The organism is Streptomyces sp. NPDC006309 (assembly GCF_040613095.1).
GTDB lineage: Bacteria > Actinomycetota > Actinomycetes > Streptomycetales > Streptomycetaceae > Streptomyces.
The window spans coordinates 61,416-85,797 of sequence record NZ_JBEXRO010000007.1 but is presented as its reverse complement, the minus strand read 5'-3'; the positions used below and the strand labels follow the sequence as shown (position 1 = coordinate 85,797).

24 protein-coding genes are annotated in these 24,382 nt (G+C 72.7%); 8 read left to right on the top strand and 16 right to left on the bottom strand.

The window, feature by feature from the left end:
* Positions 1–69: 69 nt before the first annotated feature.
* The 3 genes from ABZ117_RS12585 (at position 70) to ABZ117_RS12575 (ending at position 4,651) form a co-directional block, all read left to right on the top strand.
* A complete protein-coding gene (locus tag ABZ117_RS12585) occupies positions 70–2,427 on the top strand; it encodes a ribonucleoside-diphosphate reductase subunit alpha (protein ID WP_356819992.1) in 2,358 nt (785 codons plus the stop codon).
* Complete coding sequence (locus ABZ117_RS12580) at positions 2,427–3,440, top strand: ribonucleotide-diphosphate reductase subunit beta (protein ID WP_356819991.1); 1,014 nt, start codon at positions 2,427–2,429, stop codon at positions 3,438–3,440. The genes ABZ117_RS12585 and ABZ117_RS12580 overlap by 1 nt, the downstream gene beginning before the upstream one ends.
* Positions 3,441–3,688: 248 nt before the next feature.
* Positions 3,689–4,651, top strand: a complete 963-nt coding sequence (locus tag ABZ117_RS12575; RefSeq protein ID WP_356819989.1) for a helix-turn-helix domain-containing protein — start codon at positions 3,689–3,691, stop codon at positions 4,649–4,651.
* 21 nt (positions 4,652–4,672) lie between these two features.
* Here ABZ117_RS12575 and ABZ117_RS12570 read toward each other — a convergent pair whose 3' ends face one another.
* From ABZ117_RS12570 to ABZ117_RS12525, 10 genes are all read right to left on the bottom strand, one after another.
* Positions 4,673–6,043 (bottom strand): cytochrome P450, encoded by a 1,371-nt coding sequence (locus ABZ117_RS12570; protein WP_356819987.1) that lies wholly within the window; start codon positions 6,041–6,043, stop codon positions 4,673–4,675.
* The gene (cyc1, locus tag ABZ117_RS12565) at positions 6,040–7,125 is read right to left on the bottom strand and encodes an epi-isozizaene synthase (protein WP_356819986.1); all 1,086 of its coding nucleotides are present in this window, start codon (positions 7,123–7,125) and stop codon (positions 6,040–6,042) included. Before cyc1 ends, ABZ117_RS12570 begins: the two co-directional genes overlap by 4 nt.
* 287 nt (positions 7,126–7,412) lie before the next feature.
* Entirely contained in the window at positions 7,413–8,063 is a 651-nt protein-coding gene (gene def / locus ABZ117_RS12560; RefSeq protein ID WP_356819984.1) for a peptide deformylase, read from the bottom strand.
* A gap of 64 nt (positions 8,064–8,127) precedes the next feature.
* Complete coding sequence (locus tag ABZ117_RS12555; protein WP_356819982.1) at positions 8,128–9,108, bottom strand: hypothetical protein; 981 nt, start codon at positions 9,106–9,108, stop codon at positions 8,128–8,130.
* Between the two features lie 99 nt (positions 9,109–9,207).
* Positions 9,208–10,500 (bottom strand): metal-dependent phosphohydrolase, encoded by a 1,293-nt coding sequence (locus ABZ117_RS12550; protein ID WP_356819980.1) that lies wholly within the window; start codon positions 10,498–10,500, stop codon positions 9,208–9,210.
* On the bottom strand, positions 10,497–11,801 hold the full coding sequence (locus ABZ117_RS12545) for an HD-GYP domain-containing protein (RefSeq protein ID WP_356819979.1): 1,305 nt from the start codon (positions 11,799–11,801) through the stop codon (positions 10,497–10,499). Before ABZ117_RS12545 ends, ABZ117_RS12550 begins: the two co-directional genes overlap by 4 nt.
* 109 nt (positions 11,802–11,910) lie before the next feature.
* Entirely contained in the window at positions 11,911–12,222 is a 312-nt protein-coding gene (gene rsrA / locus ABZ117_RS12540) for a mycothiol system anti-sigma-R factor (protein WP_356819978.1), read from the bottom strand.
* A complete protein-coding gene (locus tag ABZ117_RS12535; RefSeq protein WP_356819976.1) occupies positions 12,219–12,908 on the bottom strand; it encodes a sigma-70 family RNA polymerase sigma factor in 690 nt (229 codons plus the stop codon). Before ABZ117_RS12535 ends, rsrA begins: the two co-directional genes overlap by 4 nt.
* 256 nt (positions 12,909–13,164) lie before the next feature.
* The gene (locus ABZ117_RS12530; RefSeq protein WP_356819975.1) at positions 13,165–13,794 is read right to left on the bottom strand and encodes an alpha/beta family hydrolase; all 630 of its coding nucleotides are present in this window, start codon (positions 13,792–13,794) and stop codon (positions 13,165–13,167) included.
* Between the two features lies 1 nt (position 13,795).
* Positions 13,796–14,611: an SOS response-associated peptidase gene (locus tag ABZ117_RS12525; RefSeq protein WP_356819974.1), complete on the bottom strand. Its 816-nt coding sequence runs from the start codon at positions 14,609–14,611 to the stop codon at positions 13,796–13,798.
* Between the two features lie 107 nt (positions 14,612–14,718).
* Between ABZ117_RS12525 and ABZ117_RS12520 the strand changes: the two genes are divergently transcribed.
* From ABZ117_RS12520 to ABZ117_RS12500, 5 genes are all read left to right on the top strand, one after another.
* Entirely contained in the window at positions 14,719–15,441 is a 723-nt protein-coding gene (locus ABZ117_RS12520; RefSeq protein ID WP_356819972.1) for a M50 family metallopeptidase, read from the top strand.
* Positions 15,442–15,469: 28 nt separating this feature from the next.
* Positions 15,470–16,786, top strand: coding sequence for a 3-phosphoshikimate 1-carboxyvinyltransferase (aroA, locus tag ABZ117_RS12515; RefSeq protein ID WP_356819970.1), 1,317 nt, complete (start codon positions 15,470–15,472; stop codon positions 16,784–16,786).
* Positions 16,787–16,799: 13 nt separating this feature from the next.
* A complete protein-coding gene (gene rsgA, locus ABZ117_RS12510; RefSeq protein ID WP_356819968.1) occupies positions 16,800–17,810 on the top strand; it encodes a ribosome small subunit-dependent GTPase A in 1,011 nt (336 codons plus the stop codon).
* A gap of 84 nt (positions 17,811–17,894) precedes the next feature.
* Positions 17,895–18,218, top strand: coding sequence for a multidrug efflux SMR transporter (locus ABZ117_RS12505; protein WP_356819966.1), 324 nt, complete (start codon positions 17,895–17,897; stop codon positions 18,216–18,218).
* Between the two features lie 13 nt (positions 18,219–18,231).
* Entirely contained in the window at positions 18,232–18,849 is a 618-nt protein-coding gene (locus ABZ117_RS12500; RefSeq protein WP_356819964.1) for a hypothetical protein, read from the top strand.
* A gap of 30 nt (positions 18,850–18,879) precedes the next feature.
* Here ABZ117_RS12500 and ABZ117_RS12495 read toward each other — a convergent pair whose 3' ends face one another.
* The 6 genes from ABZ117_RS12495 to ABZ117_RS12470 are packed head-to-tail and all read right to left on the bottom strand — an operon-like array spanning position 18,880 to position 24,375.
* Positions 18,880–20,058 carry an MFS transporter gene (locus tag ABZ117_RS12495; RefSeq protein ID WP_356819962.1) on the bottom strand — a complete coding sequence of 393 codons (1,179 nt, stop codon included), beginning with the start codon at positions 20,056–20,058 and terminating at the stop codon, positions 18,880–18,882.
* A gap of 17 nt (positions 20,059–20,075) precedes the next feature.
* On the bottom strand, positions 20,076–21,062 hold the full coding sequence (locus tag ABZ117_RS12490; protein WP_356819961.1) for an LLM class flavin-dependent oxidoreductase: 987 nt from the start codon (positions 21,060–21,062) through the stop codon (positions 20,076–20,078).
* Positions 21,063–21,120: 58 nt separating this feature from the next.
* On the bottom strand, positions 21,121–22,314 hold the full coding sequence (locus tag ABZ117_RS12485; RefSeq protein WP_356819960.1) for a 3-deoxy-7-phosphoheptulonate synthase: 1,194 nt from the start codon (positions 22,312–22,314) through the stop codon (positions 21,121–21,123).
* On the bottom strand, positions 22,311–23,327 hold the full coding sequence (locus tag ABZ117_RS12480; RefSeq protein WP_356819959.1) for an FkbO/Hyg5 family chorismatase: 1,017 nt from the start codon (positions 23,325–23,327) through the stop codon (positions 22,311–22,313). Before ABZ117_RS12480 ends, ABZ117_RS12485 begins: the two co-directional genes overlap by 4 nt.
* Complete coding sequence (locus ABZ117_RS12475; RefSeq protein WP_356819957.1) at positions 23,324–23,569, bottom strand: DUF6253 family protein; 246 nt, start codon at positions 23,567–23,569, stop codon at positions 23,324–23,326. Before ABZ117_RS12475 ends, ABZ117_RS12480 begins: the two co-directional genes overlap by 4 nt.
* Positions 23,566–24,375, bottom strand: coding sequence for a maleate cis-trans isomerase (locus ABZ117_RS12470; RefSeq protein WP_356819955.1), 810 nt, complete (start codon positions 24,373–24,375; stop codon positions 23,566–23,568). The genes ABZ117_RS12475 and ABZ117_RS12470 overlap by 4 nt, the downstream gene beginning before the upstream one ends.
* Positions 24,376–24,382 lie beyond the last annotated feature (7 nt).

Sequence of the window (24,382 nt, the reverse complement as noted above, 5' to 3'; positions counted from 1 at the left end):
GACGCCGTGTGCGCTCGTGGCTGCCCCTGCCCTCCGCCAGGCCCCGTGCCGAGCGAGGGAGAGCCCCACGTGACCATCGCGCCAGCCGACCCGGCTTCAGCCACCGAACTGAAGACCGACGGCCCCGGTACCGCGCTGCTGCGGACCCTGACCGAGCTGACCGCCGACCTGCCCGACGCCGACCCCGGCCGGGTCGCCGCCGCCGCGCTGCGCGGCCGGTCCGCGCGGGCCGACGAGGCGGAGCTGCGGGAGCTGGCCACGGAAGCCGCCGCCGGCCTGATCTCCGAGGACCCCGCGTACTCGAAGCTGGCCGCCCGGCTGCTGACCCTCACGATCCGGGACGAGGCCGCCTCGCAGGGCGTGACGTCCTTCACCGGGTCCGTCGCGGTCGGGCACCGCGAGGGCCTCATCGCCGACCGCACCGCCGCGTTCGTCCGGCTGCACGCCGAGCGGCTCGACGCGCTGGTCGACGGCACGGCCGACGACCGGTTCGGCTACTTCGGCCTACGCACCCTGCACAGCCGCTACCTGCTGCGGCACCCGATCACCCGCAAGGTCATCGAGACGCCCCAGCACTTCATGCTGCGCGTGGCGAGCGGCCTGGCCGAGGACGACACGATCCGGGCCGTGGACGAGGTCGCGGCGCTGTACCGGCTGATGAGCCGCCTGGACTACCTGCCCTCCTCCCCCACCCTGTTCAACTCCGGCACCCGGCACCCGCAGATGTCGTCGTGCTATCTGCTCGACTCCCCGCTGGACGAGCTGGACTCCATCTACGACCGCTACCACCAGGTCGCCCGCCTCTCCAAGCACGCCGGCGGCATCGGTCTGTCGTACTCCCGCATCCGTTCGCGCGGTTCGCTGATCCGGGGCACGAACGGGCACTCCAACGGCATCGTGCCGTTCCTGAAGACGCTGGACGCCTCGGTGGCCGCGGTGAACCAGGGCGGCCGGCGCAAGGGCGCGGCGGCGGTCTACCTGGAGACCTGGCACCTGGACATCGAGGAGTTCCTGGAGCTGCGTGACAACACCGGCGAGGACGCCCGGCGCACGCACAACCTCAACCTGGCGCACTGGGTGCCGGACGAGTTCATGCGCCGGGTGAACGCCGACGGGCAGTGGTCGCTGTTCTCGCCCGCCGACGTGCCCGAGCTGGTCGACCTGTGGGGCGAGGAGTTCGACGCCGCCTACCGCCGGGCCGAGGCGGCCGGGCTGGCCAGGAAGACGATCCCGGCGCGCGACCTGTACGGCCGGATGATGCGCACCCTCGCCCAGACCGGCAACGGCTGGATGACGTTCAAGGACGCCGCCAACCGCACCGCCAACCAGACCGCCGAGCCGGGCAGCGTCATCCACTCCTCCAACCTCTGCACGGAGATCCTGGAGGTCACCGACGACGGCGAGACTGCCGTCTGCAACCTCGGCTCGGTCAACCTCGGCGCCTTCGTGCGCGACGGCGACATCGACTGGAAGCGGCTGGACGAGACGGTCCGGACGGCCGTCACCTTCCTCGACCGCGTGGTGGACATCAACTTCTACCCGACCGAGCAGGCGGGCCGCTCCAACGCCAGGTGGCGCCCGGTCGGCCTGGGTGCGATGGGCCTCCAGGACGTCTTCTTCAAGCTGCGCCTGCCCTTCGACTCCGCCGAGGCCAGGGCCCTGTCCACGCGGATCGCCGAGCGCATCATGCTCGCCGCCTACGAGGCGTCCGCCGAGCTCGCCGAGCGCAACGGCCCGCTGCCCGCCTGGGAGCGGACCCGCACCGCCCGCGGGGTGCTCCACCCCGACCACTACGACGTCGCCCTCACCTGGCCCGAGCGGTGGGACGCGCTGCGCGAGCGCATCGCGCGGACGGGCATGCGCAACTCGCTGCTCCTGGCCATCGCCCCGACGGCCACGATCGCCTCGATCGCGGGGGTGTACGAGTGCATCGAGCCGCAGGTGTCGAACCTGTTCAAGCGCGAGACGCTGTCCGGTGAGTTCCTCCAGGTCAACTCCTACCTGGTGCGGGAGCTGAAGGACCTCGGCGTGTGGGACGCCCGCACCCGTGAGGCGCTGCGCGACGCCAACGGCTCGGTGCAGGAATTCGCCTGGATCCCCGAGGAGGTGCGCCGGCTGTACCGCACGGCCTGGGAGATCCCGCAGCGCGGCCTCATCGACATGGCCGCCGCCCGCACCCCGTTCCTCGACCAGGCCCAGTCGCTGAACCTGTTCCTGGAGACGCCGACCATCGGCAAGCTCTCCTCGATGTACGCGTACGCCTGGAAGTCCGGGCTGAAGACGACGTACTACCTGCGCTCGCGCCCCGCGACGCGCATCGCCCGCGCCGCCCAGGCGCAGCCCGCCATCCCCGTGCAGCAGGCCGCCGACCCCGACGCGGTCGCCTGCTCCCTGGAGAACCCCGAGTCCTGCGAGGCCTGCCAGTAATGACCACCCGTACCACCCGGCTCCTCGACCCGGGCTTCGAGCTGACGCTGCGCCCCATGCGCTACCCCGACTTCTACGAGCGCTACCGGGACGCCATCAAGAACACCTGGACCGTGGAGGAGGTCGACCTCCACTCCGACGTCGCCGACCTGGCCCGGCTGACGCCGGAGGAGCAGCACCTCATCGGCCGGCTGGTCGCCTTCTTCGCGACCGGCGACTCGATCGTCGCCAACAACCTGGTGCTGACGCTCTACAAGCACATCAACTCCCCCGAGGCGCGGCTCTATCTGAGCCGGCAGCTCTTCGAGGAGGCCGTCCACGTCCAGTTCTATCTGACGCTCCTGGACACCTATCTCCCCGACCCGGACGACCGCACCGCCGCGTTCGCCGCCGTGGAGAACATCCCCTCCATCCGGGAGAAGGCCGGGTTCTGCTTCAAGTGGATCAACGAGGTCGAGAAGATCGACCGGCTGGAGACGGCGGCCGACCGCCGCCGCTTCCTGCTGAACCTGATCTGCTTCGCCGCCTGCATCGAGGGCCTGTTCTTCTACGGCGCCTTCGCCTACGTCTACTGGTTCCGCAGCCGCGGTCTGCTCCACGGCCTGGCCACCGGCACCAACTGGGTATTCCGCGACGAGACGATGCACATGTCCTTCGCGTTCGACGTCGTCGACACCGTCCGCAAGGAGGAGCCGGAGCTGTTCGACGACGCGCTGCGGCAGGAGGTCACCGACATGCTCGGGGAGGCCGTCGAGGCCGAGCTCCAGTTCGCCCGCGACCTGTGCGGTGACGGCCTTCCCGGCATGAACACCGACTCCATGCGCCAGTACCTCGAGTGCGTCGCCGACCAGCGCCTCACGCGCCTCGGTTTCGCTCCGGTGTACGGCTCGCAGAACCCCTTCTCCTTCATGGAACTCCAGGGCGTTCAGGAGCTGACGAACTTCTTCGAGCGCCGTCCGTCGGCGTACCAGGTGGCGGTGGAGGGGACGGTCGACCTGGACGAGGACTTTTGATCCCTCCCGGCCCCCCGGTCCTCCTGGACCTCCCTGAGCTGGCGGTCGATGCGCCGGTCGCGCACGACGCCGAGTGCGGACGGGAGGATCAGGAGGACCAGGATCCCGAGGGTGGTGAGCAGTCCGATGAGACCTTCGATCTGGTTTCCGTTCATGGACACCACTGTCGCGCCGGACACTCCTGACCGGGAGTGGCAGGACTGCCGTAGACCCTCGAATTACTGCCATCGCTGAGGCACACTGGCCGCATGCTGAAGAACGTGGCCGCCGTGCTGCTGGACGGGGTGCAGCCTTTCGAGCTGGGTGTCGTGTGCGAGGTGTTCGGCATCGACCGCAGCGACGACGGACTGCCCGTGTACGACTTCGCCGTGGTCTCCGCGGAGGGGCCCTCGCTCGCCACCCACTGCGGGTTCACCGTGTCCACCCCGTACGGGCTGGAGCGGCTGGAGGAGGCCGACCTGATCGCCGTCCCCGCCGGGCGGGCCTACGCGGAGCGCGCGTTCCCGGAGGAACTGCTGACGGCGCTGCGACGGGCCGTCGACCGGGGCAGCCGGGTGCTCAGCGTCTGCTCCGGTGTGTTCGTGCTGGCCGCGGCGGGACTGCTGGACGGACGGCGGTGCGCGGTGCACTGGCATCACGCCGAGCAGCTCGCCCGGGCCCATCCCCGGCTCCGGGCCGAGCCGGACGTGCTCTACGTGGACGAGGACCCGGTCATCACCTCCGCGGGCACCGCCGCAGGCATCGACGCCTGTCTGCACATCGTGCGCAAGGAACAGGGCCCGGAGGTGGCCAACAAGATCGCCCGCCGGATGGTCGTGCCGCCCCACCGGGACGGCGGGCAGGCGCAGTTCATCGAGCGTCCCCTGCCGAAGGCTCCCTGCGACACGGTCGGGGAGGTGCTGGCCTGGATGGAGGCGCACCTCGACCGGGAGGTGACCGTCGAACAGCTCGCCGCCCGTGCCCACATGGCGCCGCGCACCTTCGCCCGGCGTTTCCAGCAGGAGACGGGCACCACTCCGTACCGGTGGATCCTGCGCCAGCGGGTGCTGCTGGCACAGGAGTTGCTGGAGGGCACGGACGAGACCATGGACGCCGTCGCCTGGCGGACGGGGTTCGGTACGGCCGCGGCGCTGCGTCACCAGTTCGTGCGGGCGCTGGGCACGACCCCCCAGGCCTACCGGCGCGCGTTCCGGGGCCCGCGGGCCGCCTGAACGCGCGCCGGTACCGGTGGCCTACCAGGGCGCCGGCCGCAGCAGCAGGTTCTGCGGGCGCAGCGTGATGCCCACGCGGGTGCTCTCGTCCGATCCGGCGGCCTGCTCGAAGCGGTACTTCGCCGAGACCGCCGCGGTGATCAGGCTCAGCTGGGTCATGGAGAAGTGGTCGCTGGGGCACTTGCGGTTGCCCACGCTGAACGGGCTCATGGCGTACTTCGGCACCTCACCGGCCCGCTCCGGCAGCCAGCGGTCGGGGTCGAAGTCGAGGTGGCCGGCGTAGGAACGGGCGTCGCGCTGGATGGCGTACGGGCTGTAGACGATGTCCGCCCCGGCCGGAATGCGATAGCCACCGAGTGCGGCGTCCGTGACCGCGCGGCGCGTCAATATCCATACGGCGGGCCTGAGCCGCATGGCCTCGACGACGACATTGTTGGTGTGCCTCAGCGCACGCACGTGCTCGAATCCGACCGGCCGGCCACCGGTCACGGATTCGACCTCGGTCCGTACCCTCGCGGCGTGTTCCGGATGCGCGGCGAGGACCTGGAGCAGCCACATGACGGTGGACGCGACTGTTTCGCTGCCGGGGGTGAGGATCGCGACGACCTGGTCGTGGATCTCCTGTTCCCCGATGGGCTCGCCATTGTCGTCCTTCGCCTCCAGCAATGCCGTCAGCAAATCGTCCGGCTTTTGACCAGATGCCCTTCTCTCGGCGACGATCTCGTCCACCAGCAGATGCAGATCGGCCAGTGCCCGGTCGAATTCCCGGTTGGCCGGAAACGGCAGCCGGTAGAGCGGTCCGAGCGGGAGCACCATCCTGCGGTACATACCGCGGAAGACGGTGGCGAGATCGGTGCTGAGCCGTTCCGCGCGCTCGTCCATGTAGTCGCCGCGCAGCAGACAGCGGGCCGCGATACGGACGGCGACCCGGAAGGACTCGGAGGTGCAGTCGATGGTCTCGCCGGGTTTCCAGCGCTCGGTGAGCCCGTGCGCCTCCTCCTCCATGACCGGCCCGTACTGCGGTATCGCGTCGAGCCGGAACGCGGGCTGGATGGTGCGCCGCTGACGGCGGTGCCGGGAGCCGTTGGCGGTGGCCACGCCCTCCTTGCCGAGCAGGCCCTCGAGGGACTCCCACAGGGGGCCGGCGATGCTGAAACCGGGGCTGAGGGCCAGGGCGCCGGTGAGCGCGGGCGTGGTGACGGCGTACACCGTCTTGGGGCCGAGCCGCAGACGCACGATGTCGCCGTGGTCGCGCAGCCCGGACATGAAGGCGAGCGGGTCGCGCGCCAGTCTCAGGCCGTGTCCGAGGACCGGTACGGCACCCGGGGCCAGGGGCGGTTCGCGCAGCGCGGTCGTTGCGGGGGTCGCGGGCTGCACCGACTCGACGGTCATTTCTCACCTGCCGCTTCGTTCGTCACGTACGGGGGCGTGGACCGGTCGTCCCAGTTGTCGACCATGTACCGGCCGGACTCGTGGTGGAACCAGTAGACGGAGCTGAACCAGTTGCGCATGGCGCCGACGCAACTGCGGACGGCGGCGCCGAGTTCTCTGCCGCGGGCGGTTCCGTCGTCGATGTCACGGGCGAGCCGCAGGGCGTCCCGTTCGGCGTCGATGAATTCCACGACGCATTCCTCGACGCGCCGCCTGACGTCGTCCACCGCTTCTTCGAGAGTCAGCCCCTCATGGGTGATGAGGCTGATCCCGAGATTGTGGACCTCGTCGCCTGCTATCTCCTTCGGCAGCGAGCACAGGTCGTTGTACCAGGCGGCGAATTCCTGGCTGAGGAAGGCCGCCCGGCGATAGGCCGGGTCTTTCCGCACGGCGTCCGGGAGTTCGCACCCGGCACTGATCTCGAGCAGGTCCGTCCATATCCAGTGGGCGAAGGTCAGGCGGCGCAGGGCGAGATATTCCTCGACGCCGGGTACGTATCCTTCGGTACGGTTGCGGAACTCGCGGTCGTAGGCCTCGACCACCGCGTGGAAGTGCCGGGCGAACCGCTGGTTCCAGGTGCGCGGCAGGAAGGCGTACAGCCGCAGCACGCAGTCGGCGAAGCCCGCGACCAGTGGGTCGGGGTGGCGCACATGGTGCCTGGGCGCGTCGAGAGCCGCGTGCAGCCGGTGTCTCAGCCGCCGCCAGTCGCCGGCCCGGCCGTGCACGATGTCGCGGTCGTGGCGGTCGTCCCAGACGAAGAACCACGCGCTGTAGTCGGCTATGGCCTGGAGGACCTCGTCGGCGGCACCGGTGTAGTAGCCGGCCATGAGGTCCGTGTAGCACAGGCCATCGGCATATTCATGCACCTTGTCCGCCGGCATGAGCCGCTTTTCCAGCAGCCAGAGCCGCGTCTTCTCCTGGAGCCGCGGCCAATACGGATGCAGTCGCCGGGGAAAGGCCGACTCGATCACCGGGAGCGCCAGTGAGGGCGGGACCGCGACCGCCGTCCGGGTCACTGTGGTGCTGTGCGGGAAAGTCTGCACGTACAAACCCCTTCCAGCCGCCAGGAGCGCACGCCTCCGCTGATGCGCCGGGCGTGCGCCATGCGTATCCCCGTACTTCTATTCAGCACCACAACTGACCGTCATGGGAACGGATTTGCCGCATTCACTACCCCAAGGTGCCGGGAATCCCCCTTGTGTGACTGATCAAGGATCACCAGGAACCCGCAGGGGAGCTGGTGTACGACGCACGGACGAGCGAGGAGCGGACACGCGAAGGCGCCCGGCCGGGAAGGATCCCGGCCGGGCGCCCATGTGGCCCGCGCCGGTCAGTCGTTGGCGACCACGGGGTAGCGGGGCTCGTTCTCGGCCATCTGCCGCAGCGCGTCCTTGCGGTCCCGCTTCGACAGCCGGTCGATGTACAGGTAGCCGTAGAGGTGGTCGGTCTCGTGCTGCAAACAGCGTGCGAAGTAGCCGGTGCCGCGGACCTTGACCGGATTGCCCTGCTCGTCCTGGCCGGTGACCTCGGCGTAGTCGGGGCGCGCGAGGGACGCGTAGGCCGTCGGCACGGACAGGCAGCCCTCGTTGCTGTCGTCCAGCCGGCGCTGCTCGGCGGGCAGGTCGACCAGCCGGGGGTTGCAGATCACGCCGACGTGGCGGACGCCCTCGTCGTCCTGGCAGTCGTAGACGAAGACCTTCAGGTCCACACCGATCTGGTTGGCGGCCAGGCCCACGCCCTCGGCGGTGCGCTGGCTGGCGAACATGTCGGCGACCAGTTGCTGGAGCTCCTCGCCGAAGTCGGTGACGTCCCGGCACTCCTTGTGCAGCACCGGATTGCCGACGACCGTGATCGGCCGCGAGGTGCCGCGCCCACGCCAGGTCTGCTCGCGCTCCTCGCAGTCCTCCGTGTCGACGACGTACCCCTCGTCGTCGACGGGGAGCACGCCCGCGTGCTGCTGATCGGTGTCCTGGTGCGCCATGACCGACGTACGCCTTCCTCAAAGAACAGGGGGAGATGTTGCTGATACAGGGTACGGCGGCCGGTCAGCAGACCTCTTCCAGATCCCGCCAGTCCCGCGAGTCCGGGCTGTCCGCCACCCAGCCGTCCAGCAGCCCGCGCACCAGCGAGGCCGGCGCCGCGACCCCGCACTCCCGCTCGGGCACCCACAACTGCCCGTCCGTCCGGTGCCCCAGCGGCCCGGGATGCCCCGGCTCGCTGTGGTCGTGCGGGTCCAGGTGCACCCCGTCGCCCTCGTCGGACGGCATCCGCGACTCCGAGCACGTCCGGCACAGCAGCCGCACCGACGACGACCAGTCCTCCGCGGCGAACCCGGCGTCGGAGGCCAGCTGCTCCAGCGCGTCCCGGTCCGCCTCGGTGGCCGCCTCCAGCAGGACCACCCAGGTGGGGACGGGGGACGGCGCCCACAGCTCGATCTCGTCGAAGACCGGGTAGGCGTGCCCGGCGGACGTCGTGCGCTCGCCGTGCGGGACGCCGTCGTGCAGCACGACCTCGCCCCAGCGCCGCCCGGACGAGGGCAGCGGGATGGACAGCACCTCCATCCGCGCCGGGTCCAGCCTGCGGCCCCACACGACCTCGGCCTCGCCCTCCGGGGACAGCCGTACGGCCGCGCTGCCCAGCTCCATGCCGAGCGGCTCACCGGAGACGGCGGCCCCGCCGGGCACCTTCAGCCCGTACGCCTGCCAGGCGCGGCGGGCCAGCGGCCAGTCCTGGAGGGCGGTCGCGGCGATCCCGACGTTCCACCAGTCGGGAGCGCCGGCCTCCCGGTCGAGCAGGGCGACGGCGCGCAGACCGGCGGCGCGGGCCTGTTCCCAGTCGTGCCGGAACTTGTGCAGCAGGGCGAGGTTGAACCAGGACTCCGCCAGCCATGGCTCCAGGTCGGCGGCGCGGGTCAGCAGCTCGCCCGCGTCCTCGTACCGGCCGTCGCCGATGAGTGTGAACGCGCGGTCGGTGGCCTGCCGCCAGGAGGCGGAGGGCCGGTGCCGTGCCTTGCCGAAGATCCTCACGATTCCCGCCTGCCAGTTCCATTTCCCGCTGTGGGCTGGCTTGTGCCCCCGGACACCCTCTCCCTCGCATCCAACCACGTACGGCGGGAGAGTCGCTCATTACCCATGGGTTACCCAGCCGGGAGCGGGGTCAGACAGTCCCGTCCGTCCCGGCCCGCCGTGGGCCGGGACGGTCGCGCGCCAGCCGCGGGGCCGGGCCAGGACCCGGGCGAGCGACTCCACGACCTCGGGAGCGTAGTCACCGGCGGTGCCCAGCCGCAGCTCCTCCAGGGCGCGCAGCGGACCCTCGGGGCCGGCGTCCCGGGCCTTCTCCTCGTAGGCGTTCACGGCCCGCACGATGCGGGCGGCGAGCGGCTGCTCCGGGCAGGGGTCGGCCTGCCGCTCCACGACGACGGCGACGGCCGCGTCGACGCCGGTCTGCCGGACGACGGCCCCGCCGAGCAGGGCGATGCGCCGCTGCTCGGCGGCGGGCAGGGCGGCGGTGGCGCCCGCCGGGACGGGGTCGACCAGGCTGAGCTGGCCGATGTCGTGCATGAGGGCCGCGTACTCCAGGACGGTCAGCTCGGGCCCGGTCAGGCCGAGGTCGCGGCCGACGGCGACGCTGAGCGCGGCCACCCGGTGGGCGTGCCCGGCGGGGGTGCAGCCGGCGATCTCGGTGGCGCGGGCGAGGGAGGCGATGGTCTGCCGGTAGGTGGCGCGCACGGCCGCGTACCGGCGGACGGTCAGCTGGACGAGGAGCAGCGGCAGGCAGAACACGGGCAGCGCCCACAGTCCGGCGACGGCGACCCCCAGCGCCATCACCGCGCCGGTGGCGCCTACCGCGGAGCCGATGCCGAGCAGGCCGCGCAGTTCCTCGCGCAGCAGCGGACCGAACGGCCAGCGGGTGCGGCAGTGGGCGAGCGTGGCGGCCAGCACGGCCCCGCACAGGGAGGTGAGGGCGAGCAGGACGAGGAGGAGCAGGGGGTAGGCGGGGCCGGTCCAGGAGGCGAAGACCCGGGTGTCGTAGGGGGGTTGGAAGCAGACGGCGGCGAAGCCGACGGTGAGGACGCGGCGGGCCAGGTGGTCGGCGGTCGGGGTGCCGCCGGACCAGATGTGCGGGACGGCACCGAGCAGGGCGGCGACGAGGACCACGGTGACGACCTGGGCCGCGCCGTGCTGGGCGGGCCGCCCTGCGTCGGCGCCCAGCAGGGCGTACGACAGGGAGCCGGCGGCGCCCAGGGGCGCGGCCTGCCGGGCCTGGGCGTCGCTCCACCGGGTCAGCTCACCGACGGTGATGAGCGTCCCGAAGGCGAGCGCGACGCCCCGGTCCTCCAGGCCGGTCCACAGGGTGACGGCGAGGGAGCCGGCCGCGACGAGGACGGCTGCGCCGTGGATGAGCCGCAGGGGGCTCATCGGGCCGCCCCGGTGCGCGGGGCCCGCTCGGCGGGCGCGGTGCCGTGCGCGGGTTCGTCGGCGGTGACCGTGGGCCGCCAGCCGCAGCGGCGCACGGCGCGGACCAGGGCACCGACCACCCGGGGGTCGAAGTGGGCGCCCGCGCAGCGCTCCAGCTCGGTGACGGCCGCCTCGACCGGCCGGGCCCTGCTGTAGGAGCGGGTCGAGGTCATGGCGTCGAAGGCGTCGGCGACGGCGACGATCCGGGCGCACTCGGGGATCTGGTCGCCGGCCAGGCCGTACGGGTAGCCGCTGCCGTCGAGCCGCTCGTGGTGGTGGAGGATCGCCGCGCGGGCCTCGCCGAGGAAGGAGATCCCGCGGACCATCTCGTGGCCGTACTCGGGATGCAGCTCGATGATCCGCCGTTCCTCGGCGGTGAGCGGTCCGTCCTTGCGCAGCAGCCGGGTGGGCACGCCGAGCTTGCCGACGTCGTGCAGGATGCCGGCGAAGCGCAGCGTCTCGACGCGGTCGTCGTCCATGCCGAGTTCGCGGGCGATCAGCACGGAGGCGTGGCCGACGCGTTCGCTGTGGCCGCGGGTGTAGCCGTCCTTGATGTCGACGGCCTGGACGAGGGCGCGGATGGTGGCCTGGTGGGCCGCGCGTTCGCGGTGGTACTGGGCGAACACCCAGCACGAGACGCACATCGGGAGCAGGACGAGCAGGGCGGCCACCGGGCCGTACGGGCTGCGCCAGAGCACGGCCATCATCAGCCCGGCGAGGCCGTGCACGGCGACGGGCGCGAGGGAGCGGGCCAGCAGCCCGCACCAGGCCCGCCGCGCCGGCACCAGGCCGGCCGCCGCGCGCAGACCGCCGTCGAGCAGGGTCAGCACGAGGCAGAAGGCGAGGACGGCGGCACCGGCGGGCAGCAGGGCGTAGGGGAAGTCGGAGCCGGCGACGGCGTCGCGGCCGCCGAGCCCCCGGTGCACCTGCGCGGCGCTCCACACGGCGAGCGCGGGCCGCGCGGCCCGCCACACGCGCCGGGGCAGGGCGGCCCCGTGTCCGGCCGGGGGGAGCAGGAGGGCGGGCAGCGGGACGAGCGCGGCGGCCGGCGGCGGCAGCAAAAAGGCCCCGGCGAGCAGGACGGGGTAGAAGGTGCCGCCGAGGCGCCGGCGTACGACGTGCTCGCAGGCCGCGTAGAGCGCGGCGAGGAGGACCGGCATCCACCAGGGGACGTGGGTGGCCGGCAGGCGCAGCAGGGTGAGGGCGGCGAGCAGGGCTGCGCCGGCCACGTAGCCGCGTGCTCTCGCCGGTACCGCGTCCATCACGCCCCTCCCGACCCTGCCCGTCCCGGCTGGGAGCCTAGGGCGGGGATCGGGGGTGCGGGGTCTATGACCTGAGGATTAGCACGTTCGGGTGATACGACCCGGCGGGTCAGGATTCCTGGGGCGCCGTCGGGGTCCGGGTCACGTCGTGACCGGGCACGGGCTGGCCGGAGCGGATCAGGTCGATCCGCCCCATGACCTTGGCGCGCAGGTCGGCGGGCACGTCGTCATGGCCGCAGCACCGCTTGACCAGCTTCTTCACGGCCTGCTCCAGGCCGTACTTCTCCAGGCACGGCGAGCATTCCTCGAAGTGGTGCTGGAACTTGTCGCGGTCGATGTCCGGCATCTCGCTGTCGAGGAACTCGTACAGGTGGTCCAGGACCTCACTGCAGTCCGTCTCGTGCGGCTCTCCGCAGCTCATGAGCCCGAGCCTTTCGCTTCGTTCGACTCTCCGGCACCGGCCGGGACCAGACCCCGCTCACGGGCGTAGTCCTCCAGCATGCCGCGCAGTTGGCGGCGGCCCCGGTGCAGCCGGGACATCACCGTTCCGATGGGTGTCCCCATGATGTCCGCGATCTCCTTGTACGCAAAGCCCTCGACGTCCGCGAGATAGACGGCGATGCGGAACTCCTCGGGGATCGCCTGGAGCGCCGACTTCACGTCCGAGTCGGGCAGGTGGTCGAGCGCCTGCGACTCGGCGGAGCGCAGACCCGTCGACATGTGCGACTCGGCGCGGGCGAGCTGCCAGTCCTCGATCTCCTCCGCGGCGGAGCGCTGCGGCTCGCGCTGCTTCTTGCGGTAGGAGTTGATGAAGGTGTTGGTGAGGATCCGGTACAGCCATGCCTTGAGGTTGGTGCCCTCGCGGAACTGGTGGAAGGACGCGTACGCCTTCGCGTACGTCTCCTGCACCAGGTCCTCGGCGTCGGCCGGGTTGCGCGTCATGCGCAGCGCGGCCGAGTACATCTGGTCGAGGAACTCGAGCGCGTCCCGTTCGAAGCGCGCGCTGCGCTCCACGGTCGTCTCGGCGGACGCCTCCGCGCTGACGCCCTCGGGCGGCTCCGCCTGGCCGTTGTCGGTCCCTGCGTCGGTCCCAGTGACCTGACCCACCTCCTCGGAATTTCCGGCGGGACCAGAACCGGTCCCACTCGTTTCGGAGGATAGAACACGACCCGTGCCTGCCGCCGCTCGAATAGGAGCGGTCCTGGCCGCGTGCAGCACCGTCCAGTCCAGGTCGGTGCGGCTGCTGCGGCCCGGGCAGATGGTCGAACCCATGCGGCGGACTTCCTTTCCCACGACATCGGTGCCGAGGCGTCAGCACTTCTGTCCGGCACAACAGCGGCCCGTCACGCGGCATTCCCCGGCGTCACCCGAGTGACAGGGCCCACCCGGCGACACGGCCGGCGATGAGGTCCAGGGCCTGTTCCTGGGTGAGGTCCGCGCGCCGGGGTACCGCGAGGCCGTGATCGGCGTGGTCCACCTCGACCAGGTCGAAATCGCCCTCCGGGAACTCCTCCGGCCTGCCGAAGGGGTCGTTCCCGCCCTGCACGACCAGCGTGGGCACCCCGGCGCCCAGCAGCTCCCCGGCGCGGGAGCGCTCCGGCCGGCCCGGCGGGTGCAGCGGGAAGCTCAGCGCGAGGACGGCGCGCGCGCCCAGCTCCGCGGCCGTACGGCAGGCGACGCGGGCGCCGGCGCTGCGCCCGCCGGAGATCACCGGCAGGCCGGGCCGGGCGAGCGCCGGCCACACCCCGCGCCATCCGGTGTCCAGGGTCTTCGGGGCGGGCGCGACCTTCTTGCCCGCGACCCGCCAGGGCTGCTCGACGAGGGCGACCGTGATGCCCCGCGCGGGCAGTGTCCGGGCGAGTACGCGCAGGTCCCGGGCCTCGATGCCGCCGCCCGCGCCATGGCCGACGGCCAGCACCAGACGGGCCTCGCGCGCCGGGTGCCAGGTGATCCGGGCCGGTCCGGTGTCCGTGTCGACGGTCTCTGTGCTCACGTCAGAAGAGTGTGCCCTCTTCCGGTGCCGCCAGCTCCTTCAGCAGCTCCGGGCCGTTGTTGCGGACGTTGCTGACGGCGGTGGGGACCGGGTAGGCGCGCATCAGGCCGGGCGGGGGCGGGGCCAGCAGGGCGCGCAGCTCGTCGGGGTCGGTGCGGGAGGGGTCGAGCCAGGCGTCCCAGCGGTCCGGGGTGAGCATCAGCGGCATCCGGGGGTGGATGTCGGCGAGGGAGCGGGGGCCCTCGGCGGGGGCGACGGCCAGCGGGGTCCGCTCGGCCTCTGTGGTGATCACCGAGCAGGTGACCCACCAGGCTCGCGGGTGGTCGTCGGGCAGGGTCCGGTCGCGCCAGAACTCGTACAGGCCGGCCATCGCGAACACCGAGCCGTCGGCGGGGAGCACGAAGTACGGCTGCTTGCGCGGGCGCTTCTTCCTGCCCTCCGCCTCCAGCTCGCGCTCCTGGCCGCCGGTGACCCACTCGTAGTAGCCGTCGGCGGGCAGGATGCAGCGGCGGGCGGCGAAGGCGCGCCGGTAGGCGGGCTTCTCGTGCACGGTCTCCGCGCGGGCGTTGATCATCCGGGCGCCGCCCTCGGGTGTCTTCGCCCAGGACGGGACCAGGCCCCACTTCAGCCGGCGCAGCTGACGAACCGGGCGCGGCGAGTCCGCGTCCTTCAGGGGGCGGTCCAGGACGGCGTGCACCTCCTTGGTGGGGGCCACGTTGTAGTCCGGCTCCAGGGTCTCCTCGGGGTCCCAGTGCTCGACCCCGAGGACTCCCGCGAGATCCTCGGGCCCACGACTGGCTGCATACCGTCCGCACATACGTGCCACACTGCCAGGCCGACCCGTCACCCGACCACCACCCCGCCACGACGGCGCCCCCGCGCCGACCCCCCGACGATCACCAGGACAGGGAGCCACTCGGACACATGGACAGCCCCGCCACCACCGCGCTGCCCGGCCTCTGGGACCGGCTCACCGGCACCCAGCCCGATCCCCACCTGTGGGTGGTGCTGGCCACCCTGGCCGCGGCGCTCGCCGTCGTCGTCCCGCACCCGGTGTGGCGGATATCCCGCAACGCGATCACCATCGCGCACGAGGGCGGCCACGGCCTGGTCGCCCTGCTCACCGGCCGGCAGCTCACCGGCATCCGGCTGCACTCCGACACCAGCGGGCTCACCCTCAGCCGGGGCAAGCCGTACGGGCTGGGCATGATCCTCACGGCGGCGGCCGGATACACGGCACCCTCCCTGCTGGGACTCGGCGGGGCCGCGCTGCTGGCCACGGGCCGGATCACCCTCCTGCTGTGGGTGGCCACGGCCCTGCTGCTGGCGATGCTGGTGATGATCCGCAACGCCTACGGCGTGCTCACCGTGGTGCTGGCCGGGGGCGCGTTCCTGCTGGTGTCCTGGCTGGCGGGGCCGCAGGTGCAGGCGGCGTTCGCGTACGCGGTGGTCTGGTTCCTGCTGGCCGGCGGGGTACGGCCGCCGTTCGAGCTCCAGGCCAAGCGGTCACGGGCGGGCGCGGGCGACTCGGACGCGGACCAGCTGTCCCGGCTGGCGCACGTGCCGGCGGGGCTGTGGCTGTTCCTGTTCCACGCGGTGTCCTTGTCCTCGCTGATCGGCGGGGGCCGCTGGCTGCTGGAAGGTTGACGCCGGGCCCTGCTTATAAAGTGGCCCCATGGCCCCGAACTCCGCTCCCACCGCCCTCTGGCCCGCCCCGCACGCGAGCGGGGCCGTCGACGCCACGGTCCACGTGCCGGGTTCCAAGTCGGTCACCAACCGCGCCCTGGTCCTCGCCTCCCTGGCCTCCGAGCCTGGCTGGCTGCGCCGCCCGCTGCGCTCGCGGGACACCCTGCTGATGGCCGGCGCGCTGCGCGCGATGGGCGTGGAGATCGAGGAGGGAGTGGGCCCCGACGGCACCGGCGAGGCCTGGCGGGTGCTGCCCACGGGCCTGCGCGGCCCGGCCACGGTCGACGTCGGCAACGCGGGCACGGTGATGCGGTTCCTGCCGCCGGTGGCCGCGCTGGCCGACGGCCCGATCCGGTTCGACGGGGACCCGCGGTCGTACGAGCGTCCCCTCGACGGGGTGATCGAGGCGCTGCGGGCGCTCGGCGCCCGCATCGACGACGACGGCCGGGGCGCGCTGCCGCTGACCGTGCACGGCGGCGGCGCCCTGGACGGCGGCCCGGTGTCGGTCGACGCCTCCTCGTCCTCCCAGTTCGTCTCGGCACTGCTGCTGTCCGGCCCGCGCTTCAACCAGGGCGTCGAGGTCCGGCACACCGGTGCCACCCTGCCGTCCGTGCCGCACATCCGGATGACGGTCGACATGCTGCGCGCGGTGGGCGCCCAGGTGGACACCCCAGAGTCGGGCGGCGAGCCCGACGTGTGGCGGGTGACGCCGGGGGCGCTGCTCGGCCGGGACCTGACCGTCGAGCCGGACCTGTCCAACGCGCAGCCGTTCCTGGCGGCGGCCCTGGTCACCGGCGGCAAGGTGCTGATCCCGGACTGGCCCGCCCGCACGACCCAGCCGGGGGACCGGCTGCGGGAGATCTTCACCGAGATGGGGGGTTCCTGCGAACTCACCGACTACGGGCTGGTGTTCACCGGTTCGGGTGCGATCCACGGCATCGACGTGGACCTGGGCGACGTGGGCGAGCTGACCCCGGGCATCGCGGCGGTCGCGGCGCTCGCCGACTCGCCGTCCACCCTGCGGGGCGTGGCCCATCTGCGGCTGCACGAGACGGACCGGCTGGCCGCGCTCACCAAGGAGATCAACGAACTCGGCGGTGACGTCACGGAGACGGCCGACGGCCTGCACATCCGCCCGCGCCCGCTGCACGGCGGGGTGTTCCACACCTACGAGGACCACCGGATGGCGACGGCCGGCGCGGTCATCGGCCTGGCCGTACAGGGGGTGCGGATCGAGAACGTGGCGACGACCGCGAAGACCCTGCCGGACTTCCCCGGCCTGTGGACCGGGATGCTCGGGCAGTAGGGACACGTACAGCATGCGCCGCTACGGCAAGCACACCGACGAGGACGACATCCGCAGCCGCCCCAACCGCAAGGGCAACCGGCCGCGGACCAGCATCCGGCCCAAGCACGAGGACGCGGCCGAGGGCATGGTCCTCACCGTCGACCGGGGACGGCTGACCTGCCTGGTGGACGACCGGGTCGTCCTGGCGATGAAGGCCCGCGAGCTGGGCCGCAAGGCCGCCGTCGTCGGCGACCAGGTGGCCCTGGTGGGTGACCTGTCGGGGAAGAAGGACACCCTCGCGCGGATCGTGCGGATCGCGGGGCGCACGTCGGTGCTGCGCCGCACGGCCGACGACGACGACCCCTACGAGCGGGTGGTCGTCGCCAACGCCGACCAGCTGGCGATCGTGACGGCGCTGGCCGACCCCGAGCCCCGCCCCCGGCTGATCGACCGCTGTCTGGTCGCGGCCTTCGACGGCGGTCTGACACCGCTGCTGGTGATGACCAAGTCGGACCTGGCCCCGCCGGACACGCTGCTGGGGCTGTACGGCGCCCTGGACATCCCCTACGTCGTCACCAGCCGTGAGGAGCTGGAGAGCGGGGACGCGGTGGACCGGGTGCGCGCTCACCTGGACGGCAAGATCACCGCGTTCGTGGGTCACTCGGGCGTCGGCAAGACGACGTTGGTCAACGCGCTGGTCCCCGAGGACCGCCGGCGCACGACGGGACACGTCAACGCGGTGACGGGACGCGGCCGGCACACCACGACGTCCGCCCTCGCGCTGCCGCTGAGCGGGGTGGGCGGCTGGGTCGTCGACACCCCGGGCCTCCGGTCCTTCGGGCTCGCGCACGTCGACCCCTCGCGGGTGATCCTGGCCTTCCCGGACCTCGTGCCCGGCACGGAGGGCTGCCCGCGGGCGTGCAGCCACGACGAGCCTGACTGCGCGCTGGACAAGTGGGTCGAGGACGGCCACGCGGACCCGGCACGCCTGTACTCGCTGCGCCGGCTGCTGGCCGTGCGGGAGGCCACGGAAGGCGACTGAGCACCGCGTTGTGCGCCCGGGCGGGCGGCCGGTAAGTGCATAATCACACCGAGCCGGAGATCCGGACCAACGGGAGGACCGCACATGGCGTGGCTGCTGGTCATAGTGGCCGGTTTTCTGGAGACCGGCTTCGCCGTGTGCCTGAAACTCTCCCACGGGTTCACCCGGCTGTGGCCGACGATCGCCTTCGCCTCGTTCGCCCTGGGCAGCTTCGGCCTGCTGACCCTGTCCCTGCGGAAGCTGGACGTCGGTCCCGCGTACGCGGTGTGGACCGGCATCGGCGCGGCGGGCACCGCCATCTACGGCATGGTCTTCCTCGGCGACCTGGTGTCCACCCTGAAGATCGTCTCGATCAGCCTGGTCATCCTCGGGGTGATCGGACTCCAGCTGTCGGGCTCGGCGCACTAGGCGCGGCGACGGCATGGACTGTCAAGGACATCCTCCCGGTCCGGCGCGGCACCACGATCCGGGGGACGTACTGACCCGGTTCACGGGCCGCGTGCTGGTGGTCTGCCCCCGCTGCGGTGGCCGCGCGCAGGTCGTTCCCCGGCCCGGTCTGCCCGCGCCCGCCCACTACGGCGAACTGCTGTTCCAGCCCCGCCGGCTGACCTGCGCGGCGTGCGGCGCCGTGGCCGACCGGGCGGCGGACACGCGCGGCGGCGCACTGGTCGCGGCGCAGCCGGGCGGCACCGAGGACCCCTTCTTCGGACGGCCGCTGTGGCTACAGACCCGGTGCGCCGGCCACGTCCTGTGGGCGTACGACGACCGGCACGCCGACGCGCTGGCCGCCTACGTGGGTGCCGCGTTGCGCGAGCGCGGGAGCGCGCGTCCGACGCGGGCGATGTTCGCGCGGCTGCCCCGCTGGATGAAGGCGTCCGGTCATCGCGCCGAGGTGCTGGCGGGCCTGGAGCGGCTGCGCGAGCTGTCCCGGCGCTCGGCTCCCGCCGACCGGTCCGACGCCGCCCACGAACGCGGCGACCGCCCCCGGCCGTACCGCGCGCTGTACTTCCGGGGCGGTCCGTACGAGGGCGGCTCCTGACACGCCGGACGGCGCGACCACGGCTTCCGGTCAGGGGCGGGCGCGGGCGACGGCCAGGCCGGCCGCGACGGCCGCCGCGGCCACCGCCAGGCCCAGCACGGTCGCGCCGAAGCCGACACTGGTGGCGTCGGCGAGGTAGCCCGTGGCCACCGGCAGCACTCCGGCGAACAGGTATCCCCAGGCGCTCAGCGCCGCGTTCGACTCGGCCAGGCGGGCCGTCGGCACCCGGGCGTTGAGCAGCGAGAACCCGCCGAGCTGGGCCATGCCCTGCCCGGTGCCGGCGCATACGGCGGCGGCGAGCAGGGTGGTGACCGACTCCGCGCGCACGGCCACGACCACCAGCACCATGCCGGCGGCGGTGGCCGCGGTCGCGGTGGTCAGCAGCCGGCGGGTGGGCCAGCGGCTGACGGCGAACTGCACGGCGGTGGAGGCGCCGAACATCACGAAGGCCGAACCGCCCGCCACGATCCGGTTGCCGGTGCCCAGCAGGGTCGCCAGCAGGGTGGGGCCGAGGGCGAGCAGGAAGGAGGTGCCGGTCATGCCCGGCATGTAGGCGGCCAGGCCGACCAGCAGGTCACGCCGGTTGCCGCGGGGCACGGAGGGCGGGCGCAGCCAGGTGCCGGCGCCGGCTCTGCGCACGTTGGGCATGGTGCGGACGACGGGCAGCACGGACAGCAGCAGTACCGCCTCGACGACGAAGACCGTGTGGGTGGGCGCGGGCAGGAGCTGGGCGAAGCAACCGGACAGCAGCGGGCCGATGGCCAGGCCGGCGCCCATGGCGACCGAGCCGGCGAGCGAGGCCTGCCGGCGGCGGTCGGGTCCGCCGACGTCCGCGACTGCCGCCATGCCGGCGGCGACGGTACCGCCCACCGCCAGGCCGGTGAGCAGCCGGGCGACGAGAAGGGCGGCGACGCTTTCGGCGGTCGCGTAGAGCAGGCAGGCGAGCAGGGCCGACAGCACGGCCGGGAACAGGACGGTGCGCCGCCCGTAGCGGTCGGAGACGGCGCCCGCCACGGGCAGCGCGAGGAGCAGGCCGCCGATGTACAGGGCGAAGACGACGGTCAGGGTGCCGGTGCCGAAGCCGATGCGGTGCTGCCAGACCACGAACAGGGGGGTGGGCACGTTGGAGAGCATGAAGACGGCGGTCAGCGGCCAGGCGGCGCGCCAGAGGTCGCTCTGGCGCGCCGGCCGCCGGGTGGCTGCCGCCATCGGGTCGGCCGTTCCCATCACGCGAGGCCGCGCAGCAGCGGCAGCAGTTCCTGCGCCGTGCGTTCCAGGGCCGCGCGGTAGCGGGGTTCGTGCAGGTCGGCGGTGGGCAGGCGCAGCACCAGGTGGCGGGCGCCGGCGTCGATGTAGCCGCCGAGCCATTCGGCGACCTGCTCGGCGGTGCCGCCGAAGATGCCCTGGGTGGTGCGCATGGTGGGCAGGTCCAGGCGGTAGTAGGCGCGGAAGTAGGCCTGGAGGGTGTCCTCGGCCTTCTCGAAGCTGTCCTCGACGGCGACGGACAGGTAGACGGCGGCGGTGACGTCGTCCTCGGGCCGGCCGGCGGCCTCGCGGGCCTCCTGCACGCGCAGCCAGCCCTTGGCATAGCCGCCGGAGGTGGTGCTGGTGGGCATCCAGCCGTCGTACCGGCGGCCGGTGCGTTCCAGCATCTTCTCGCCGCCGTGGGCGATCCACACCGGCGGGCCGGCGGGCTGCTCGGTCACGGGCAGCAGTGCCACGTCCTCGAGGCTGTGGTACCGGCCTTCGTAGGAGACGGGGTCTCCTTGGGCGCGCCACAGGGCCTGGCAGATCTCCAGGGTCTCGCGCATCCGGCCGACGCGTTCGGTGAACGGGATGCCGTAGGCCTGGAACTCGGCCTCGGCGGCGGGCGAGTTGAAGCCGGAGCCGATGCCGGTGATGAGGCGTCCGCCGGAGATGCGGTCCAGGCAGGCGAGTTCGTGGGCGAGGTGCACCGGCGGGCGCAGGGGCAGCAGGACGGCGGTGCCGAGTTCGACGCGTTCGGTGGTGGTCGCCGCGGCGGTCAGCGCGAGCAGCGGGTTCATGCGGGAACGGGCCAGCGGGGACTCGCCGGCCCAGATCGAGTCGTAGCCCAGCTGCTCGACCTGCTGGGCGAGCTGTCCGAGGTGGCGGGGGTAGTCGCCGCGTTCGACGACGGATTCGCGGCCGGGCATGACGACGCCGACGCGCAGGGCGGCGGGTGACTGGGGCATGGGGTTCCTCTGGAAGGGGGGTGTGTCTGCGGGGGGTTGTGTCTGCGGGGGGTGTGGTTCAGCCGAAGACGGCGTCGACCAGTTCGCGGGCCTGGCGCGGGTTGAGCCGCGGGTCGCAGAGGGTCTCGTAGCGTTCGGGGACCAGGTGCTCGCCGGTGACGGGGCCGCCGACGCACTCGGTGATGTCGGCCGCTGCGGTCTCCAGGTGCAGCCCGCCGACGTGCAGCCCTTCCTCCTCCAGGGCGTGGCGGACGGTGGCCGCCTCGCAGATGGCGTCGGCGAGGTGCCGGGTCTTGAGGCCGGATGCGGTGCGGACGGTGTTGCCGTGCAGCGGGTCGCTGAGCCAGACCACGGGGTGGCCGGCGCGGCGTACGGCGCGGGCGACGGCCGGGGTGGCCGTCTCGGCGGCGCGTACGCCCATGCGCAGGATCAGGGTGAGGCGGCCGGGCAGCCGGAGCGGGTCGAGGACCTCGCACAGCCGTACCACGTCCTCGGGCGCGGCGGAGGGACCGATCTTGCAGCCGACGGGGTTGGCCATCGCGGCGAGCAGTTCGACGTGGCCGAGGCCCGGCTGGCGGGTACGTTCGCCGATCCAGGGGAAGTGGGTGGAGGCCAGGTAGGGGGCGCCGGTCTGGTCGTCGCGGCGGACCAGGGAGCTCTCGTAGTCCATGACGAGGGCCTCGTGGCTGGCCCAGGGGCCCAGTGGGCCGGTGCGGCGCAGGTCGAGTTCGTGCAGGACACGGGCGCTGGACCGGTAGGCGGTGAGCATGCGGTGCGGGTCGTGGCGGCGGGCGGCCGGGGTCGGCTCCGGCGCGTTGACGAGGTGGCCGCGGAAGACGGGCAGGTCCTGCCCTTCGTGCCGCTCCGTGGGACTGCTGCGCGGTTTGGCGAACTGTCCGCCCATGCGGCCCACGCGCACCACCGGCCGCCCGGTGTGCAGGGCGAGCCGGTCGGCGAGTTCGTCCAGGACGTCGGCCTTGGGCGCGGTGTGCTCGGGGGTGCATTCGCGCAGGTCCTCGGCGCAGTCACCGGTCTGGAGCAGCCGGGCGTGGCCGAGGGCGACCTGGGCGAGCTGGTGACGCAGGACCCTGACGTCGGACGCGGTGGTGAGCGCGGGGGTGCTGCGCAGTTCGCCGAGGATGTCGCTGAGGTCGGGGTGGGCGCCCCAGTCGGGCTGCTGCTCGGCGGGCAGCAGTTCCCACACCGCGGGCGTGCGGTCCTCGTGCAGGGTGAGCGGCGAGGGCTCGCTCATCGGGTCGACTCCGGGCCGGGGACGAGTCCTTCGATCTCGACGAGGAGGTCGTCGCGGCACACGGCGACGTTGAGGTAGACGGGTTCGGCGTCGGGACCGAGGGCTTCGCGGCAGTGGGCGCGGACGACGGGCAGGTCGCGTTCGTGGCGGACGTAGACCTTGACCAGGCGCAGGTCCTTGAGTTCGTGGCCGCCGTCGAGTCCCGCCGCGCTCAGGTTGGGACCACTGATGAGTTCGGCGATGTTCTCCAGGACGACGTCGGTCTGGGCGCCGACGTCCCCCCGGTGGACGGTCTCGTGGCCGAGGATGCTGGCCGTGCCGGAGACGTAGAGGGTGCCGCCGGGGTCGAGCAGGGTGGCGCGGGCGAAGCTCGGCGGCTTCGGGCCGTACTGCTCGGGGTAGTGGTAGGCGGGCGTCTGGCGCTGGTTCTCCACGTGCCGGGGGGTGGATGTGCGGGCGGCGAGCAGGACGAAGGAGATGCCTTCGCCGCGGGTGCCGATGCCGGTGGCGGCGGGCATGTGCGCGGTGCCGTCGCCGTGGTGGGCGGCGAAGGCCTCGGCGCGGCCGGCCACGAAGTCCTGGTATATCTCCAGTCCTTCGGCGTTGGGGCCGATGATGTCGCCGACGAAGTTCCACATCCGGAAGATGTGCGGGTACCCGAGTTCGGTGACGAGGGAGAACGCCGCCTCGTAGGTGGTGCGGACGGTGGGCGCGTACACGGGGCGCGGGGTGATGGTGCCGCTGACGAAGAGGTGTTCACCGTCGTGGGCGAAGTGCAGGCCGTCGCGCGTGCCGGAGACGGGCCGGGTGGTGGTGGTCCACACCTCGCGGAAGGCGTCGAAGCCGGGCGAGGTCATGGGGACGGAGAGTTCGGGGTGTCCCTCGGCGTCGAGGGCGAGGCCGAAGCGGTCACCGAAGGCGACGGTGCCCAGGACATGCCGTCCCAGGGCGGGCTGCGGGGTGCCGGCCAGGGGGGCGAAGTAGGCCTGTAAGGAGGGGCGCTGCTGAGTCACAGGTGTGCCTTTCGGGAGTGGGAGGACGTGTCCGTGCCGCGCACGGGGGTGTCGTTCTCCAGGGAGTGGGCGTAGCGGCGGAAGCCGGGGACGTGCTCGGCCCGGCGCAGCGCTCCCCGGTACAGGACCATGCCGTGGACGGTGGTGCCGTCGTCGCGCCAGCACACGAGGGGAAGGCTGTGGGCGTCTCCGTCGTCGGTGACGAAGAGGGAGACGTGGCCGTCGGCCGGCAGCAGGCTCATGCCCGGCCTCCGGCCGGCTCGGCGGTGAACAGGCGGCCGTACCCGGTGATGGAGCGGGCGGCTTCGACTGCCCCGGCCAGGTGCAGGGCGTGCCAGAACAGGACCTGGTTGGCGGTCAGGACCGCGAAGCCGAGTTCCTGTTCGAGGGCGTCGATGACGCCGACGGCGCGGATGCCGTTGCCGGCGACCAGGACGGCGTCGGGGCGGTGTTCGGCGACGGTGGAGCGGATCCACTGCGACAGCGCGTCGGGGGTGATCAGCTTCTGGTTGCTGGGCAGCCCGCAAGGGCCGTGGTGGACGACCTCCAGGCCCTGCTCCGTGAAGTAGTCGGCGCCGAGTGTGGAGAGGCGGTCGTCGAACCACGGGGGGTTGACGAGCGCGATGCGCCGGGTGCCGAGGGCGGTGAAGCCGGCCACGGCCGCGGTGGTGGTGCCGGTGAGCGGCAGGCCGCGGGTGTACCGGGCGAGCCGGTCGAACAGCTTCTTCTCGCCGTCGGCGCCCAGGACGTAGGCGGAGCTGGTGAAGCCGAGCGCGATCACGTCGAGGGGGGAGGCGGCGAGCAGTTCGACCGCGTGGTCGATGTGCGGGGGTTCCACGAAGGCGCGGACCGGGTCGTGCGGGATCTTGGGGTCCATCTCGCCCCCGGCCCGCATGGCGCCGAAGTGGACGCGCGAGCCGTGGACGAACACGTCGTCGGGGGCGATCGCCTGGAACTCCGATTCGGGGCCGACGTCCGCGTGCGGGACCACCACGCCGATGCGTGCCCGGGCCTCCCAGCCGTCCTTCTGGGCTCGGATGCTGCTCATCTGGGTG